Source organism: Zunongwangia sp. L-65 (genome assembly GCF_056859415.1).
The window spans coordinates 1-17,385 of sequence record NZ_JBSXOK010000015.1 but is presented as its reverse complement, the minus strand read 5'-3'; the positions used below and the strand labels follow the sequence as shown (position 1 = coordinate 17,385).

Genomic DNA, 17,385 nt, shown 5'->3' with positions numbered 1-17,385 from the left:
TTGTTGAAGAACAGGCAGATCCGATTTTAATTTATGTACCTTCCTTATGGCTGAAATAGCAGTCACTCAATATTTTAGAAAGCCAGACTTGAATAAATAAAAGTTGCTTTCCATCAGTAATAAAGAGGAAATGGATACTACCTTATTATACCAGTAAATTCCAAATTATGACGATATTAAAATTTTAAGAAGAATTCCCTGATGAAAATTCATGTCATACCCATATGCGCAAGTCTAGGGAAAAAGAGAATGTTGTATATAAAGAAATAGAATTGATAAAAACATTACCGGCTATAGGGTAATGGGCTTGGCAATGTGCAGAATGTAACTTTAGAAACCTTTTTAAGAAGTGGTACCATGATAGAAAACTTAAGGACCTGGTATCTTGCTATGGCATTCACGAGTTTTTTAAAAATTATCAATGAACAGAGCATTGTTATTAGTGACAAAAGCACGAAATATGTTGATATTGCTGATTAGGTAGAAGACCATCTTACAGAAAAATCGGATGAAACCACAACTAGGGAAAATTTAAAATGGCTCTATATAGCTATCAGTAATTCTAAACGTACATTCTTAGGTATTTATCACAAAATAGAAGGCAAGTATTTACAGAATTATCTCAATTAGTTGGTATATAAATTCAACAGAAGGTATTTTTGTAATAGAATTTTCGATAGACTTTTAGTAGCCGTAACACATCAGTACTGGTGCAAAAGAGTTTTATATCTTATGGTACGCCCCATTACATTTTCGGTTATCATAGAACAGATATTTACTGTATATTCACAAAGAAAAGGTATACCTCATATTCCTGCAATTTAATCAATCATCCGATAGATTATAGTAGTGAGAAAAATCCAATCTTCTATCAATAATAATTCCTTTTCATAGAGCTAAAGCCAATTCTTGCAATCCTTCTAAGGGTAACACAAATAGAAAAAGCTTAACCTTTCTTTTTGTAAGTAGAAAGTAAAGAACCTTCCTTCAGCCTTTACAGGCTTTAGAAAGAAGAGTTTACTTGCATGGTTATTGAGTGTTTAAGAATTAAATAAAATTCACGCCCAAATAGTATAGACAAAGCCCATCGTTGCGCCAAATATAAGATGAGCCAGCCATAAATGAATATAATAATGTTTTTTATTTAAGCTCGGAGGTTTACCCACCATTGTAAACATGCATTTCCAGCCTGCAATACCAACAAGACCGATTAAAAGCCCATACAACAAAGCATACCAAAAAGATTCTTCCATAAGTCCGTAAATAATTAAACCTTTAAAAATCAATACAAAAATCCCACCTATAAGATAATGGATTAACCACCCCCACCAACTTTTCTTATGCGGTTTAATCGGAAATACAATAGAAAAACATAATAAAAAATTTAGCAATTGGGGTTCCTTAAATTTACTGGAGTGCCGAGCTTCATAGAGATAACTAAACAAAGTCATCATCGTAGTGGAAAAAATGGCTGTAATTATCAATCGGAACATAGGGAACAAGTATCAGGATAGATTTTTGGCATGAAAATAATTTACCCATGGACAAATTATTTCATAGCCCTAAGATAGAAGGTTAAAAATTGCGATAATAGCTATTTATAATTCCATTAACTGAACTTGTTAAGACAACATAAACAAATGTTTAGCGACACACTCTACCAGGAACTGAACTTAAGGAGAAGTTACGACCGTTTCGCCGGATAGCCCGAAAAGATTACTGAACCTTTCCAAAAGCAAACGCAAAAGCAGAAAACAGATCCGCAAGAGGCTTAGGGAGCAGCTAAGCTATGTCCGACAAAACACCAAGACCCTCAACCTATTAACGGAAGAGCACCCTGAGTCGTTGGGATTGCTCAGAAAGAAGAACAGTTACAGATATCTGCTGGTCATCTAACATCTTTATCGGCAGCAAAACAGATGTACGATCAGAAATCCAATAGTATTGAAAACAGGATAGTAAGCATCCTCAAACCCATATCCGTTCAATAGTTCGGGGAAAGAAGAAAAAGAAGGTGGAGTGTGGACCTAAAACCTATGTTAGCCTTTACAACGGATATGTCAGGGGCGATCAATTTTTATAGTTTTGAATGAGTCGACCTACCTCAAGGATCAGGTAAGAGCCTATAAGGATCTTCACGGTCCTTTCTCGAAACTGATCCAGAAAGACAACATCTATATGCCCAGGGAAAACTGTAGGTTCCTCAAAGAAAGCAATATCCGCCATACCGACAAGGCAATGGGACGGGACACAAAGAAGACAAATTTAGCCAGGGCAAACGAAAGTATGGACTTGAAACAATAAAAAATTTTGGTTGGCAACATATATCTTTGTGATGAATATCATCAAACTGAGCCAGGAGCTCTTTTATCTTATCTTAATATGGCTAATTTCGGTGAAAAAACCATAAAGAAGCAGCTATCCATCATTGGATCAAAAAATCTAAGATGTCTCCGGGGCTTAATCCAACAGACACTAAGTATAATCAAAAAATAGCAGTATAGTAGATTAACTAAAGTCGAGCTTTTTGTTGCAAATCCCTATCCTTATTTGAAATAAAAATGGGTTCAACTGTTGAAAGTTAAACCCATAGACTCCAAAGCTAATTAGTAAAGAAAAAGTTTAAAATTTAGAACATTCCTCCGCACAGTTTTTACAGGCTTTTGCACATTCAAAGCAATGCTCATTTTCATGCTGGGCACACTCTTCTCCACACTTGCTACAAATTTCTTCACAATAAGCTATAAGCTTCTCTACATCTTCTTTTGGACAGTCGACAGACAAAGCGTTTGCCGCAGCAATACAGGTTGAGGCACAAATTCGATCTAATCTTATACAATTTATCATATCTGATAAATTTTCTTCAGTTAAACACTTGTCTGCACAATTCAAGCAATGTGCTGCACAATCATACAATGTTTGGATTAAATTCTTTCTTTTCATAATTTTAAATTTAGTCAGTTTTAATTTAACTATTTCAGAAATTCGATATAAAGGATATTTTCCTTAATATTTTTCCTGGTTCTATTTGTAGAAATTTTTGAATAAATAGCATTTATGGTTTCAGCAATATTTGAAAACCACATCAATATTTATCTAAACTACCTCATGATTTGCTTTTCTATTTTTAGGAATATTATATATTAAGCCAGTTCAAATCCATTTTAATAATGGGATATATTCTTTTACCGTGACTTACCTCTTCTAGAAAGACTTCTATTAATGCGCAAATTTTTTCAGACAGACATTGTCGGAAATAATTTATTTTCATAATCTTCAATGCGAACATCTTCCTCCGGATTATCTCCTGATATATCGCCTTGCTGCTTATTATTACAACTGAATAGCAGCAAAAAGGCCAGAAACAGCATTGGGAACATTTACAATTTTCGGTTTTCTAGCCTTCATCTTTAATATTTAATTTGTCTTTACTTTCTTTAGTAAATGTGCTCCTTCCCGTCACACATCTATTTTTCAGAAGTCCGAAAATTCACAACTCCATTTTCTATCAAATTTCTATCAAAAGATTTATCTTCAAGTATTTCTTTCAGCTTCAATCGGAAATTCCAGATCGTTCAATAGTGGAAGGAGCAGGTAAGCTTTACTCTTTCCTAAAGGAAATTTTGGCATTTATACCATAGGAAACGATTTCATTATCAGTCACATTAGCCTTCATTTCTTTTATGAAAACAGACTCTATATTCTTCACACTTTTTGCAGCTTCTTTTAAAGCATTTTGTGTAGCATCATCAAAACTTTTCTCTGATGTGGCGATTACCTCAATTACTTTTACAATACTCATATTTTTAAATTTTGAAATTAAACAGGATTAAATGTAGAGAATGATAAAACGCCTGAAGAGGTGTTTAACAAACTATAACAAGAACTTAAAAAAACCTTAGGGTTTAGAAAAATCAAATGTTTATTTTCATAAGCGAGAGAAACAGAGAGCTAAAAAAAGAAAAGCTTTAATAACTGGTAGTTGACTGTCTGCTATTTTAATAGAGAAAAATTAACTCAGAATTAAGAGAAGTGCCAGTGGAAAAAAATCGGGCTGTTTCCCCAGTGACCCTGAGCTATTCTGAAGTAAGATAAAGTTGTGTTTACCTTTAAATTTTGTTCTTAAATTCCGATTAAATCTTCTAGAAAATTATGGCTTTTAGATATTAAATGTTGCTAAAAGCCGTTAAGTTTTCTAAAAACATTCGTTTTTAGTTTTTCATACCTTAATTTGAGAAAAATTAAAAAATTACAGCTATGAAGAGGGATAACAATTTTGAAAATTTTGCACATGAAGCCCAGCAATATTTTGACCATCTGGCAGGAGACCTGGAACATCCACAGGAGAAAGTTCGCGTTATAAAAGTGTGGAAAGCTGTACTTCACAGTATAAGGGATCGTATCCACTTTGGTGAAGCCTTTCAGTTTATGCAACCACTCCCGACTATATTAAAGGGAATGTATGCTGAAAATTGGGAATATTTAGAACAACCAAAGTATGATTATAAAACTTTGGAAGAGATGAAAACTCAAGTCAAACAATTACAAAATGAATTAGGCGAAGACGAATTTCCATGGAAAAAATCCACTGAGGAGATTATTGCAATTACCCTACTTTCTCTTCGAAATTACTTACCTGAGAATAAACTAAGCAAAATTAAAAATCAGCTTCCAAAGGAAATACAGCAATATCTATAATGTGGTGTAATCCGAAAATTCAGGTCGATTGGAGTGTGATAAAACCTGAAACTTCCATTTGATAAATACCATAAAAACGCTTCGATTATCATCCGTCGTGTAAATTTTCAAGCTTTATTACAACTGAAACAGAGAATACAAATTATTTATCTCTTCGATTAAACCATGCTGTAACTCCCATTACTATAAGAGTTAGAATTCCACCTACAAAAAAACTACTCAGAAATTCAAAATAGAAAACTTCCTTAAAGTAATACATAGGGCTGACTCCCTCATACCGATCATAAGTTATTAAATAAGTAAAAGAGACTATAAACAATCCAATAGCCAATAGGGAAAAACACACGTAAAAAAGAAAGTTTTTCCTAAATTTTCTTTTAATCAAGAGCGCTGCGATACAAGTCATTAACCAACATGCCCAGACCACGAGCTGAAAACTTATAATATCGTTATAGATCTCCTGTTTGGGGTCCGCAATAATTAATTTAGTGTAAAGCGGTACGCCCATTCCTGCTAATAGGAAAATATCAAGAAAAATAATGATTGAATAGGTTGTTTTTAAGTTCATTTGATCCTCTTTAGCCTATCCTGAGACAAATAATCCAGGAAAATTCGAAGCTCATTTATGATCAGGCTGTAAGCGTTTTTCGTTATTTAGACCGAAATATTTACCCGCCTGGTCTCACTAAATTTATTAAGGAAAAGGATTGGTTTTATAAAAACAGGAGTTTTTAACCTAAACTTAGGGACCGCCGCCCCGGATTAACATCTTTTGGCAGTTAATTTGTATTTAAGTTAGATTTTTTAGGATTTTATTTTATTTTTAATTCATATTTTAAACAATTTTAAGAAAATAAAAAAACAAAACAGCCAAACATATTTTTTGTTTAACGGAATCCGGTATTATATTGCAGGTTTCAGAAAGCATAATTTTTCTAAAGTTTTAAGTAAGTTTTAACAAGGTAATATTCTTTGAGGATGGAATGCAATTCGTTTAATATATCTGATTTTGGACTTGCAACAAAAATGTGGACTTTAAGTTGAGTGACTATGCTGCCAGTTTTTGATTATACATATCTAATTCAAATTCTTTAATAGTCATGTTTCCTAAATAGGAATGTCTTCTTCTGGTATTGTACCAGGTCTCGATCCATTGAAAGATGGATAACTCTGCCTGGCACCCAAGGTGATATTTATGCCAGTATACCCATTCCACCTTTAAGGATTTAAAGAATGATTCTGCCACAGCATTGTCCCAGCAGTTTCCTTTCCGGCTCATCGATTGGCTTATCAAACCTTTATGGTTTTTGAGAATGCCGGTAAATTTATGGCTGGCATATTGGACACCCCTATCGAAATGGAATATCAGCGGTTGTTCCAGTACTGTGTTCTTAGCGGCCATCTCCCAAGCTTTTACAATGGTAGCTTCAGTAGTGAGGTTATCACTTAAGGCCCACCCAATAACCTTTCTATTGAACAGGTCGATAATTACCGTTAGGTAGTGCCATCCCTGTCCGGTCTGGATATAGGTAATATCACTTACCCTCACCTGGTTAGCCCTATCTACTTTAAAACATTGGTCCAGTAAATTGGGGGCTATCGGATAATTATTGTTACTCTCAGTGGTGGCTTTAAACTTCCGTTTCCGTTTGGCGTATAAACAGTTTGTTTTCATAATTCGGGTACCCTTAACCTAGATACCTTGAACCCCATAGCTTTGAGTTCTGCCTTTATCCTTGGGGGTCCATAGCTTTGATAGCTCTGTTCGAATATGTGGGCGATCAGAGTAGTAAGTTTCTGGTTTTCGTTTCAGAGCTTACTAGAGCCTGACTTCAACCAAAGGTAATAGCTGCTTTTACTTACTTCCAATACTTTGCACATCATCTCGACTGGGAATTTCATAAGGTGCTGTTTTATGAACCGGTATTTGTCCTGTCGCTCGCGGAGAAGATGCGAATCGCCTTTTTTAAGATATCCCGTTCCATCTGAGCATCCTTTAAATCTTTCTTCAAACGGGCGATTTCTTTTTGTTCATCGGTCATCTTGGTATTGCCCCGACCGGGAAACCTGTTATCCCATAATCTTTTTTTGTTCTTTACGCCAGCGGTAAAGTACTGCGGGTAAAATACCAAGTCTTCACAGTATTCTGTGACTAAACCAAATTATATTTCACATTTTTTAAGCTAATTTGCTGCATATTTCATTAAATCTACATAAGGAGAATTCCTATTAATAACGGCAAAGATCCTAGCTAATATTTTATTTCTGATAATGTTTAATGTGGACATTTTATTATTTCCCAAACCGACTCTTTTTTGATAGTACAATTTCATCTCTTCATTGTATTGGATAGTAGACTTAGCACATAAGTCCAATAAACTTTTTAGTTTTTTATTTGCTAAATGGCTTACTGTGGTTCTTCCTCTAATACTTGAACCTGAAGTATTAGGGAAAGTAGCTATTCCGCAATAAGAGGCGAATTTCCTCCAACTGTCAAACTTTTTAAAGCCCTCTGTAAATACAATCATATAAAGCGCGGTTTGTTTTCCTACTCCTTTTATTTAAGTTATTAGCTCGTACTGGTTTTTAAGCCCCTCATCTTCAGTGACAATGGTTTTTATTTCCTTTTCAATGATATCTATTTCTTTTGTTAAATATTTGATCAGCTCTTTTTGAACTTTTAATAGTAATTTATTTTCAGTTTTTGAAAGTATTTCCGATTGCTCCTTTAAGCTCATTTTATAGCCGGCTCTTTGCTTTACCATGCGCTCCCGTAGTGAGAATAATCGTTTTAATTTAACGGTACTCTCTGAACTTGGAACATGAGGTTCTAATCGATCACGTTTTTCATAAGAATAGAGAGCTATTCTTTTAGCATCTCCTTTGTCATTTTTCTCTCTGGTCATTCCTATGGATTGTTTAATTTCCAATCCAGGGACAATCACATAATTAAAGCATTCTTCAGACAAAAAGAGAGATAAGCTATAACCGTAGATTCCTGTATGCTCCATTGCAAACATCAGAAAATTGTTTGCTATGAGTGATCTCGGACACATATTCTATTTACCAAAATTCTCGGATAGTATAAAATAACCCTCTGGTGATTTAACACATCGATAGAGATAATTATGAATAGTTTAAGTTTTTATGATTGGTTACTTATCCTGATTCATATACTTTAATGCATCAAAACATTTCTTATACATTCATGATTTTATCTCCTTTCAGGGATTCAAGGAAATTGTGACAAATTCTTATACAATTCTTCAAAAAAATTTATTCCAACTATGAATCTTTCAACGCTTAAACCAAATACTTCCGACATCACATCAGAAACGCTAGAGCATATAAATGGCTACTGGCGTGCAGCCAATTATCTTTCCGTTGGACAAATATATCTACGCGACAATCCACTATTAAAGCGACCTTTAAAAAAAGAGGACATTAAATTAATGCGATTGGGACACTGGGGAACTACTCCTGGTCAGAATTTCATTTATGTCCACCTCAATCGTATAATAAAAAAATATGATTTAGATATGGTTTACGTCTCCGGTCCTGGTCACGGAGGGCCTGCTTTAGTTGGGAACACTTATCTGGAAGGAAGTTATACAGAAATATATCCTGAAATCACTCAGGATGAAAATGGATTGAAAAAATTATTTAAGCAGTTTTCTTTTCCAGGGGGGATTCCAAGTCATGTTTCTCCAGAATGCCCTGGTTCGTTCCACGAAGGAGGCGAATTAGGTTACTCCCTTGCACATAGTTTCGGTGCTGTATTCGACAATCCGAACCTGATAGCTGCATGTGTGGTAGGAGATGGTGAAGCGGAAACCGGTGCTTTAGCAGCCTCCTGGCATTCTAACAAATTTTTAAACCCGGAGACTGATGGTGTAGTACTACCCATTCTACATTTAAATGGTTATAAAATAGCCAATCCTAGTCTTTTAGCCAGAATACCTCATGAGGAACTTATAAAGCTCATGGAGGGATACGGTTGGAAACCTTATGTAGTGGAAGGAGATGAGCCGATGCAGATGCATAGAGATATGTCTTTCGCACTGGACAATGCAATGGCTGATATTAAAAAAATTAAGAATTATACCACCCAAGAAGATTCGCAAGTTCCACGGTGGCCAATGATCATATTAAAATCTCCTAAAGGATGGACAGGGCCGAAATTCATTGATGGAAAACCTGTAGAAAATCATTTTAGGTCACATCAGGTACCACTTTCGGATCCTATTGATAACGATGAGGATTTTAAACAACTAGAAAAGTGGTTACAAAGTTATCAGATCGGAGAACTTTTTGATAAAAACGGAACCCTAAAAAAAGTGTATAAGGAACTTGCTCCTCAAGGTAGCCGGCGCATGGGAATGAATCCTAATACCAATGGAGGTTTACTTCTCAAAGATCTTCTTCTTCCTGATGTGCAAGACTTCGCCTTACCTGTAAAATCTCACGGAGATAACGGACCTGGGGATACTAGAAGTGTAGGAGCTTTTTTAAAAGAGGTCATTAATTTAAATTCAAAGCAGCAGAATTTCAGACTCTTTGGTCCGGATGAAATTCTGTCAAACCGACTAAATGAAGTGTTTGATGCTACTAATAGGCAATGGAATGCGCAAACAGATCCTAACGATGAATTTTTGGCTCCTCAGGGACGAGCTATGGAAATATTGAGTGAGCATTTATGTGAGGGTTGGCTGGAAGGATATTTACTTACCGGAAGGCATGGTTTATTCACGTCATACGAGGCCTTTATACATATTATCGACTCGATGTTTAATCAACATGCAAAGTGGTTAAAGGTTACTGCAGAGCTCCCCTGGAGACGACAACTTGCATCACTTAATATTTTACTTGCTTCTCATGTCTGGCGGCAGGATCATAATGGATTCACTCATCAGGATCCAGGATTTATAGACCATGTTGTCAACAAAAAAGCCTCAATTATTAGGGTATACCTCCCGCCAGATGCTAACTGTCTACTATTAACTATGAAACATTGTTTGAAGAGTAAGCATTATGTCAATGTTATGGTAGCCGGTAAACATCCTTCACCCCAATGGCTTCCTTATGACCAGGCTATTTTACATTGCAGTAAAGGCATTGGTGTCTGGGATTGGGCCAGTAACGATCAAGAGGATCAAACCGATATCGTTATGGCTTGTGCCGGTGATGTACCTACTTTGGAAACTCTAGCTGCCGTATCCATCCTTCGTAAAGAACTTCCGGAGTTACGCATCCGGGTAATTAATATCGTAGATCTTATGAAGTTACAGTCGGAAACCGCCCATCCCCATGGGCTATCCGACTCGGATTTTGATGCATTATTCACCAAAGACAAACCGGTCATATTTGCATTTCATGCGTATCCCTGGCTGATCCACCGACTAACCTACAAACGTACCAATCATCATAATTTTCATGTCCATGGATATCAGGAAGAAGGAACAATCACCACACCTTTTGATATGACAGTACTCAATAAACTAGATCGATATCATCTGGTTCAAGATGTGTTAAAACATATTCCTAGGTCAGAATCCAAAAATGACTACCTGCAAGAAAAAATGAAAGATATGTTAATTAAACATCGGAATTACATTGAAGAGCATGGCGTTGATATGCCTGATGTCAAGGACTGGAAATGGGATATATGACCATGACAGTTTAAAATGTGGAAAGAGACTAAAGCAAATGCCTATTCTAAGATGGGAAGTGTGGTCTGGCATACTTTATAAATATTTATAAAATTTTTATTCGTGTGGATAAAAATAACTTTTTTACAGACCGTCCATTTTATAATTTCATCGGAATCTGATTTATCATACGTCCTTTTATTAAAAGTATGGCAAATACTATTCAAACAATAAGTAGTATGGATATGAGGATTTAAAACTTCCATCTTAATTTATGATTATAATATTATAGACCAAACCCATAGCCATTTTTATTATGAGGTAAACCAGCAATAAATGAATATAAAATGCTTGTTATCTAAGCTTAGAGGTTCGTCCAAATAAAAACCTGCATTTCCAGTCCGAAATGCCGATAAGCCCGATAAAAACCCATAAAACAACGCGTACCACGATTCTTCCATAAACCCGTAAGCAATTTAACCTTCAAAACCAGTACAAAAACTCCACCTATAAGATATTGAACCATTCTTTTTTATATGTTTTTATCGGAAATAAAAATAAAAACGAACCAAAACTTCAGTAATTGTGATCGTTTTTTATGAAAGAAGCTTTAGGTAACAAAATGCAAACTTCCCATGACATTTTATTATGTTCTAGTTTTTAGTATTTTTTTAAAAATCAATTTGCTAGCTATTTTGTATCTTGAAGATAAACCCTGTAGATAGTTCAGTATGAAAGAGAGTGATTATGATAAGAAAAGGGATTTTTCCAAAACCCAGGAACCTCAAGGCGGTCAATTCAAAAAAAAGAATGGTGAACCTATTTTTGTGATTCAAAAACACGAGGCTACCAATTTACATTATGATTTTCGCCTGGAAATTAACGGTACGCTAAAATCCTGGTCTGTTCCCAAGGGCCCAAGTGTAGATACCCGGGAGAATAATATAAATGCTTTAAAGGTTTATTTCTTATATGCACTCCTGATAACACTGAAAGATATGCTTTAAAATAAATTGTTCTTCCAACTCGAAAGGAGATTTTTTTAAAGGTTTTCCGTTTTGGTGATGGCACCATCCAACGATAGGCTCAGACACCAATTTATTCAAATCCAGCTCATTGAAGTTCAGATTAACCTGATAGAAGACTACCTCAAGCCTATTCTTCTTCTTAGGAGGTTGATCGACTAGAAATGCAAGCCCCGTATTATCTTTAAAAAATAAAGAAAAAATATCTCCTTCTTGAATGGTCATATGATTAGGAAAAAATCGCAGTAGTAATTGGCTTTGTCTCTGGATGGATTGCAATCCTAAGCCAAAATGTTTTTCTGAAAATTCATCATAAAACCAATAGGTTTGGTCAGAATATCCAACAGTTTTTTTAAATTCAATTTGATTATGGTCTTCTAAACATTCAATAAGAACCTGAGTATCATTATTAAAATGATAAATTAGATCGCTTCCAAGGAACTCCTTATCCTCTAAAACCGGACTATTTCCCCGTGTAAATCTTAATAAGTTTTGTAAAAAAGGAAAGTTCATTTAAATTTTTATAGCTAATTTAATAAACTATAATTTGATTCCCCATATAAGCCTTAAACTTATATTCTTAATTTTATGTTAATCGAATAAAATTCATTTTAACTTTTCAAGAAACATATTAGATTAGTCGCAAATTATTTAAATGTTTCGTAAATTAAACAGCACAGTTCTCATAGCGGTCTTACTCTTCCTTTTTGGGGCCGGGATTTTTTTCCTTTATATAATTAGTAGGTTATGAATTTTATTCTTCTCTATAATTGGCTTACTTAAACACTAACGTTTTGATTACCAACAACTTCTTATAAAATAGTGATAATTAGTATGACTTTTTAAGCCGCATAAATATTTTAATTGTTCTAAAGAGTATAGTTATATAGTTACTGGAATTTAATAAAATCGAGGCTTTAAAAGAATAATATGTACTACCGGTTCAAATTTCACACATTACAGACATTTACGTAAATTATAATTTAAAGTTCGTAGAACATTTTTTAAAAGGGTGATTTGAATTTACGTCTTAAAGGGAATATTAGGGTTACGATTTAAAATGAAATTTCAGTAGTGTTTGGTACATATAAAAGTTTTTAAACTATAATTTGAAATTACTCAGAACTTATATATCACGTTGAACGCATAATAGTTTTTTCCCAACATATACCAGCAATGAATATTTAATTTAAATATTTTTTAATAAATGTTTATTCATTCCTTTAGAAAACATTATAATATTTAAATATTTCTTTTTTTTAAATCTATTTATTTTTGAAATAACCAAAAATGAAGATGATGATGAAAGCTAACCTAACCCAAGAAAAAAAGAAGTTAAATAAAAATCAGCTGAATTCACGCCAGGCTCTAAAGCGACTTGAGCGTAAATATACTTTTTCCGTTGTTGAAAAGGAAAAACTTCTAAAGATAAGCCATTGTGTAATTACCGGAATTGCCGAGAGTTCAGAAGGAGGTTTTACTGAAGATGGCGAATTCCATTCAGCCCACGACACCGAAGCATTGGGGAGTGTACGCATTTCCTATTATTGTCCGAAGGATCGGAAACAAAAATTTTTAATCTTAAAAAAAGCTAAGAATTTATCTAATTCTAACTCTGATAAGGTAATCAGATGGAGGGCAAAACGCATTTATAGAACTCTTATAGAAACCCACTTGCTCTATCGTAGAATAGCAGAGAACTGTAAAAAAATATATTTTAAGAGTATATTCAGCAAATTTGCTCACATACACTTCCAAACAGCAGAATTACTAAAAAATAATTACGACCTAGAAGAATACCGCCAATTTACTGAAAGTTCTCTACTCGAATTTAAAAAATTTCAACTTTTAGGTAAATCCGATTTTTTAAACCATTGTTTAAACAAAGAGCAAAAAATTTCAGCAAGTATAGAGACGTTAGTATTCCTAAACGTTACACCTAATGAAAAAAAACTTTTTAGAGATCAGATCCGTAATAGAAATGAGTATATGATAGTGACTTTAAAAAAGCTAAAAGAAGATACGTTGATCTGATAATGAAATAATTACAAATTCAATTAAATCTTAATATCATGAAAAACTTAAAAGACCTGTTTGAACATCAACTGAAAGATCTTTATAGCGCAGAAACTCAACTTGTGTCCGCATTACCTAACATGGTCACACACGCCAAGTCAGCAAAACTTAAAAAAGCTTTTGAAGAACATCTAAAAGAAACCCAACATCACCAGGAACGCTTAAAAGATATATGCGAGGATATGGGAATTAAGCCTACCGGAGAAGTTTGTAATGCAATGAAAGGCTTGATTACAGAGGCAGAAAAATTTCTTGAAGAAGAAGTTGAAAATGATTCTGTTCGTGATGCCGGAATAATAGCAGATGCCCAAAGAATTGAGCATTACGAAATTTCGGGCTACGGTACTTTGGTTCGATACGCAAAAGAACTGGGCTATACCAATATTGCTGAAAAATTAGACAAGACCCTTCAGGAAGAATATTCTGCCGATGAGAAATTGAACAGCCTGGCAACCAACCAAATCAACAAAGAAGCGGAGTGACATATAACATAAAACAAAAGGCCATTCAGAAGTGTTTCTGGATGGTTTTTTTAATCATTAAACTATAAAAATGGTAGAAGAAAGCAGTATAGGATTTTGGTTTAAGGGATACGACTATTTTCTGGACCAGTTTAATGCCACTAAAAATAATGTCTTAAAACGCAGACTTTTATTCAAAAAATATTATATCCTGCGTGGGGAAGAAGCAACTGCTTTATTCTATGACCAAGAAAGATTTTCCCGTCACAAGGCCACCCCAAAACGATTTAAAAAAACACTTTTCGGCCTTAATGGTGTGCAGGGATTAGATGGGGAACAGCATAAAGCCCGAAAACAGTTATTTATGCACTGTATGAATGTAGATTCGCTAAATCAGTTAAACACCTATTTTGATGAGGCTTGGTTTGAAGCTGTCGAAGACTGGAAAGCAAAAAATACGATAAACTATTTTGATGAGATGGAGCGCATACTATTCAAATGCGCATGTAAATGGATAGGCCTTCCCTTTACAAAAAAAGATATAGTTAATCAGGTTCCCAGGATTTCCAGAATGATTAGTTCGGCCGGGAAAATAGGCATACAGCACTGGCGAGGAAGGAGCGCTAGAAAAGCAACAGAGAATTGGGTAAAGTCATTGATTAAAAACTATAGAAATAAGAAAAAAAATAGTGACACTATATTCGATCATTTTATTGGTTACAAAAATCCAAAAGGAAAACATTTACCTGATCAAATAGTAGCGGTAGAGATACTAAACCTGTTAAGACCAATAGTAGCCGTTGCCAGATACATGACCTTCAACTTAAAGGCTTTAGAAGATTATCCCTCTTATAAAGAAAAACTTAGAGAGAATTACGAAGAATACGGGGAAAATTTCATTCAGGAAGTTAGGCGTTTCTATCCTTTTTTTCCAGTTATTTCAGGCCGTATCCGTAAAAATTTTGAATTTAAAGGTCATAAATTTACGAAAGGGCAGCGTGTGTTATTGGATCTTTACGCTACCAACCACTACGCAAAATTATGGAAAGCCCCTGAGCGATTTTACCCGGAAAGATTTATGAATGCTCAAATTTCACCATTTAATTTAATCCCTCAAGGAGGAGGGGATCATTACAAAAACCATCGATGCGCCGGTGAATGGATTACTATTAATTTAATGAAGCGCAATCTTTACTTTTTAATTTATGATATTAATTACACGGTGAAAAGTAAAAATTTGAGAATTAAAAAAAATCAGTTTCCCCCATTACCGGCCAATGGGATTAAAATTTCGAAAATAACGAAATTAAGATTGATGGAATAAATTATCTAAAAAAGTGTATTATGATAAAGGAGAAAAATAAGATAATGGATGAAGAACAATATGCCATACTCCGAAAAAATGGAGTAAGTGATAAAGAGGCGTCTGAAATAGCTCAAAACAATGAGCATATCCAAAAAAATAACCTTACCACCTATACCGATGAACAACTTATAGAAGAGGCTAAAAAATCAGGAATACCAGGAACCGATAATATGGATAGAAATGCCCTGATTACTGCATTGTTAAACAAAAAATAATCTAAAAATAGTATAAATGAAATTGTTAACTGTAATTTTAAACGTTTTGTTACCTCCCCTTTCAGTATATTTAAAATATGGAGCGAATAAAAAGTTCCTAATAAATCTAATACTAACACTAATTGGTTGGGTACCAGGAATGATTCATGCTTTTATAATCACAGATAGGTATGTAAAAGAAATTAGGGACAGTGAAAACAATGTAAAGTAAAATTAAGCTTAATCTTTTCGGCTTTATAATGCATTTTCTTTTTAATTTTCAGTAAACTTTCGCTCTAATTGATTTTTTATCTACTCAGGAATATTCTATTAGGAGTTGAACTTTTGATTAGACATTAAAAGCTAATAACTAAATATTGAATAGACGTTCCCCTAAACTTCTATAGGCCTAGTAATTACTTTATAACCTACATCGCTTTAAAAACTGGGAGATAAAACCCCTAAATGTCTGCGACCATTTTGCTCTTGAACGGATACATTCAACACCCACTTTTCAGGAATTGTAAATTTTGAAAGCATGAGCACAAATCTTTTGGTTTCCCCTGGTCTTAAAATATCCGGTATATTCATTTGACGAACAAGGTTTAAATTCTGACGTTGCATGGAGTGCCGCTTTCCTTGCTTTTTCGTCTGCAAGGACGCATGTAAGTTTCCCGGTATAAAGCTCACTTTCGAATAATTGGAAAGTTCCATTAACAGATAGGCCTGTTCTTTATAAAACTGCACTCGAATAAGGTTGGTTTAATTTTTTGTTCTCTTTTTTTTTGATCACCGGGAAATTTCTTTTTAAAAGATAGTTGGCAAAAGCTTCAGCCTAGGATGACCTATCTAACTCTTGGCGGTACCTTCTACATTCATCCAAGTATTTTCTTCGTCTTTGAGATTAAAAAACGCTACCTGCTTTATAAATGAGTAATGGAGGGCGGGGAGTTCTTTTTAGCACAAAAGTGTATACCTGATCATGAATTTCTCGAAATGTCCGACTATATTGATAAGGGTTATAACAAAAAATCAACTTGTTTCTGACCTTTGCCAAATCAATGATCTCTTTTGCTATTTTGTGGTCTCTTAAAACAGGACTAAACTGAAAAATAGGTAAGTTGAGTTTCAAAGTTTTTTTAGTATACGCAACTAGTTCGACTTCTGTAGGAAAATAGCCGGTAATTATACCGTCTAAATCTTCCTTCCATAGTTTTTTATTCGTTGGCAACGACTTGGTAAAACTGAAGTATTTCGATAATTCAGCATTCTAGTAGTTTTTTTATATGAACAAAAATAGCACTGATAGATTTTTCTATTGCCGTTTCAAGTCCAAAAAAAAGATTAACATTGATGGTATTGTAGGGATCTATAATACCTAGGCATAATTCAGTACGTTTTTGATTCAAAATACCTTAAAATTTAGAAATATTATTTTTTAAAGGTAAAGGCTTAAATTATGTACAGTGCTCCCCCTCAACTATATGTCGATTTTATCAGAATAATAATCGATTTTATTAATTTACAACTTTAAAAAAACAAAAATTCAAAACATACAGCAATACTCAGCCCATAAACCAAATGCGCTAGTATTAAGTGAAAGAAAAAGCCTTTAAAATAAATATCGGGAATAGGAAAATTTTTGAATAGTAAACATGCCCAACCGGAAATACCTAATACTGATAAAATTATGCCATAAAGCACTCCATTAGGCAATGTGCTATCGAAATCATAGATATCAATTCCTTTATAGTATAAGTAAGCAAAAGCTATGCCTATTGGATGAGCCGGCCATAGTGAACCACGTGCGCCGGATGAAAGTGAGCATAGCAAACTAAGTGCGCAAAATCGATTCTACTGTGGTTAAATTTACTATTTATTTTTAAGTTTTTTCCTCATTGATTCCCCCTTGATATC

Annotated in this window: 16 protein-coding genes and 2 pseudogenes; 9 read left to right on the top strand and 9 right to left on the bottom strand. The window is 34.2% G+C overall.

Features of this window, described 5'->3' with window-relative positions:
- Positions 1–417: 417 nt before the first annotated feature.
- Positions 418–693 (top strand): annotated as a pseudogene (locus AC13DP_RS00465) (transposase); the annotation flags it as partial.
- Between the two features lie 365 nt (positions 694–1,058).
- Here the strand turns inward: AC13DP_RS00465 and AC13DP_RS00460 are convergent.
- The 3 genes from AC13DP_RS00460 to AC13DP_RS00450 all read right to left on the bottom strand — a co-directional run bounded on the left by AC13DP_RS00460 (position 1,059) and on the right by AC13DP_RS00450 (position 3,802).
- On the bottom strand, positions 1,059–1,391 hold the full coding sequence (locus tag AC13DP_RS00460) for a hypothetical protein (protein ID WP_148211749.1): 333 nt from the start codon (positions 1,389–1,391) through the stop codon (positions 1,059–1,061).
- Between the two features lie 1,231 nt (positions 1,392–2,622).
- Positions 2,623–2,943: a four-helix bundle copper-binding protein gene (locus AC13DP_RS00455; protein WP_041579001.1), complete on the bottom strand. Its 321-nt coding sequence runs from the start codon at positions 2,941–2,943 to the stop codon at positions 2,623–2,625.
- Between the two features lie 658 nt (positions 2,944–3,601).
- Positions 3,602–3,802, bottom strand: a complete 201-nt coding sequence (locus AC13DP_RS00450; protein ID WP_013072746.1) for a dodecin family protein — start codon at positions 3,800–3,802, stop codon at positions 3,602–3,604.
- A 455-nt stretch (positions 3,803–4,257) separates the two neighbouring features.
- On the opposite strand from AC13DP_RS00450, the gene AC13DP_RS00445 reads away from it, so the two are divergent.
- On the top strand, positions 4,258–4,698 hold the full coding sequence (locus AC13DP_RS00445; RefSeq protein WP_013072747.1) for a DUF2267 domain-containing protein: 441 nt from the start codon (positions 4,258–4,260) through the stop codon (positions 4,696–4,698).
- Between the two features lie 142 nt (positions 4,699–4,840).
- Here the strand turns inward: AC13DP_RS00445 and AC13DP_RS00440 are convergent, their stop codons facing one another.
- From AC13DP_RS00440 to AC13DP_RS00425, 4 genes and pseudogenes are all read right to left on the bottom strand, one after another.
- On the bottom strand, positions 4,841–5,266 hold the full coding sequence (locus AC13DP_RS00440; RefSeq protein WP_013072748.1) for a hypothetical protein: 426 nt from the start codon (positions 5,264–5,266) through the stop codon (positions 4,841–4,843).
- A 480-nt stretch (positions 5,267–5,746) separates the two neighbouring features.
- Positions 5,747–6,857 (bottom strand): annotated as a pseudogene (locus AC13DP_RS00435) (IS3 family transposase); the annotation flags it as partial.
- 24 nt (positions 6,858–6,881) lie between these two features.
- Entirely contained in the window at positions 6,882–7,259 is a 378-nt protein-coding gene (locus tag AC13DP_RS00430) for an IS110 family transposase (protein ID WP_228251002.1), read from the bottom strand.
- Positions 7,260–7,718: an IS110 family transposase gene (locus tag AC13DP_RS00425; protein WP_049771465.1), complete on the bottom strand. Its 459-nt coding sequence runs from the start codon at positions 7,716–7,718 to the stop codon at positions 7,260–7,262.
- A gap of 267 nt (positions 7,719–7,985) precedes the next feature.
- Between AC13DP_RS00425 and AC13DP_RS00420 the strand changes: the two genes are divergently transcribed.
- The gene (locus tag AC13DP_RS00420; RefSeq protein WP_013072752.1) at positions 7,986–10,367 is read left to right on the top strand and encodes a phosphoketolase family protein; all 2,382 of its coding nucleotides are present in this window, start codon (positions 7,986–7,988) and stop codon (positions 10,365–10,367) included.
- 710 nt (positions 10,368–11,077) lie between these two features.
- The gene (locus AC13DP_RS00415; RefSeq protein ID WP_049771466.1) at positions 11,078–11,353 is read left to right on the top strand and encodes a DNA polymerase ligase N-terminal domain-containing protein; all 276 of its coding nucleotides are present in this window, start codon (positions 11,078–11,080) and stop codon (positions 11,351–11,353) included.
- Here AC13DP_RS00415 and AC13DP_RS00410 read toward each other — a convergent pair.
- Positions 11,315–11,884, bottom strand: a complete 570-nt coding sequence (locus AC13DP_RS00410) for a hypothetical protein (RefSeq protein WP_013072753.1) — start codon at positions 11,882–11,884, stop codon at positions 11,315–11,317. The two genes, AC13DP_RS00415 and AC13DP_RS00410, sit on opposite strands and share 39 nt — an antisense overlap.
- A 783-nt stretch (positions 11,885–12,667) precedes the next feature.
- Between AC13DP_RS00410 and AC13DP_RS00405 the strand changes: the two genes are divergently transcribed.
- The 5 genes from AC13DP_RS00405 to AC13DP_RS00385 all read left to right on the top strand — a co-directional run bounded on the left by AC13DP_RS00405 (position 12,668) and on the right by AC13DP_RS00385 (position 15,700).
- The gene (locus AC13DP_RS00405) at positions 12,668–13,405 is read left to right on the top strand and encodes a hypothetical protein (RefSeq protein ID WP_228250894.1); all 738 of its coding nucleotides are present in this window, start codon (positions 12,668–12,670) and stop codon (positions 13,403–13,405) included.
- A gap of 38 nt (positions 13,406–13,443) precedes the next feature.
- Positions 13,444–13,929, top strand: coding sequence for a YciE/YciF ferroxidase family protein (locus AC13DP_RS00400; protein ID WP_013072755.1), 486 nt, complete (start codon positions 13,444–13,446; stop codon positions 13,927–13,929).
- 70 nt (positions 13,930–13,999) lie between these two features.
- The gene (locus AC13DP_RS00395) at positions 14,000–15,232 is read left to right on the top strand and encodes a cytochrome P450 (RefSeq protein ID WP_013072756.1); all 1,233 of its coding nucleotides are present in this window, start codon (positions 14,000–14,002) and stop codon (positions 15,230–15,232) included.
- Positions 15,233–15,252: 20 nt separating this feature from the next.
- A complete protein-coding gene (locus AC13DP_RS00390; protein WP_013072757.1) occupies positions 15,253–15,489 on the top strand; it encodes a hypothetical protein in 237 nt (78 codons plus the stop codon).
- 16 nt (positions 15,490–15,505) lie between these two features.
- Positions 15,506–15,700: a YqaE/Pmp3 family membrane protein gene (locus AC13DP_RS00385; protein ID WP_041579003.1), complete on the top strand. Its 195-nt coding sequence runs from the start codon at positions 15,506–15,508 to the stop codon at positions 15,698–15,700.
- A gap of 206 nt (positions 15,701–15,906) precedes the next feature.
- On the opposite strand, the gene AC13DP_RS00380 is transcribed toward AC13DP_RS00385, so the two are convergent.
- Positions 15,907–16,215 (bottom strand): DUF4138 domain-containing protein, encoded by a 309-nt coding sequence (locus tag AC13DP_RS00380; RefSeq protein ID WP_148211751.1) that lies wholly within the window; start codon positions 16,213–16,215, stop codon positions 15,907–15,909.
- Between the last annotated feature and the right edge of the window lie 1,170 nt (positions 16,216–17,385).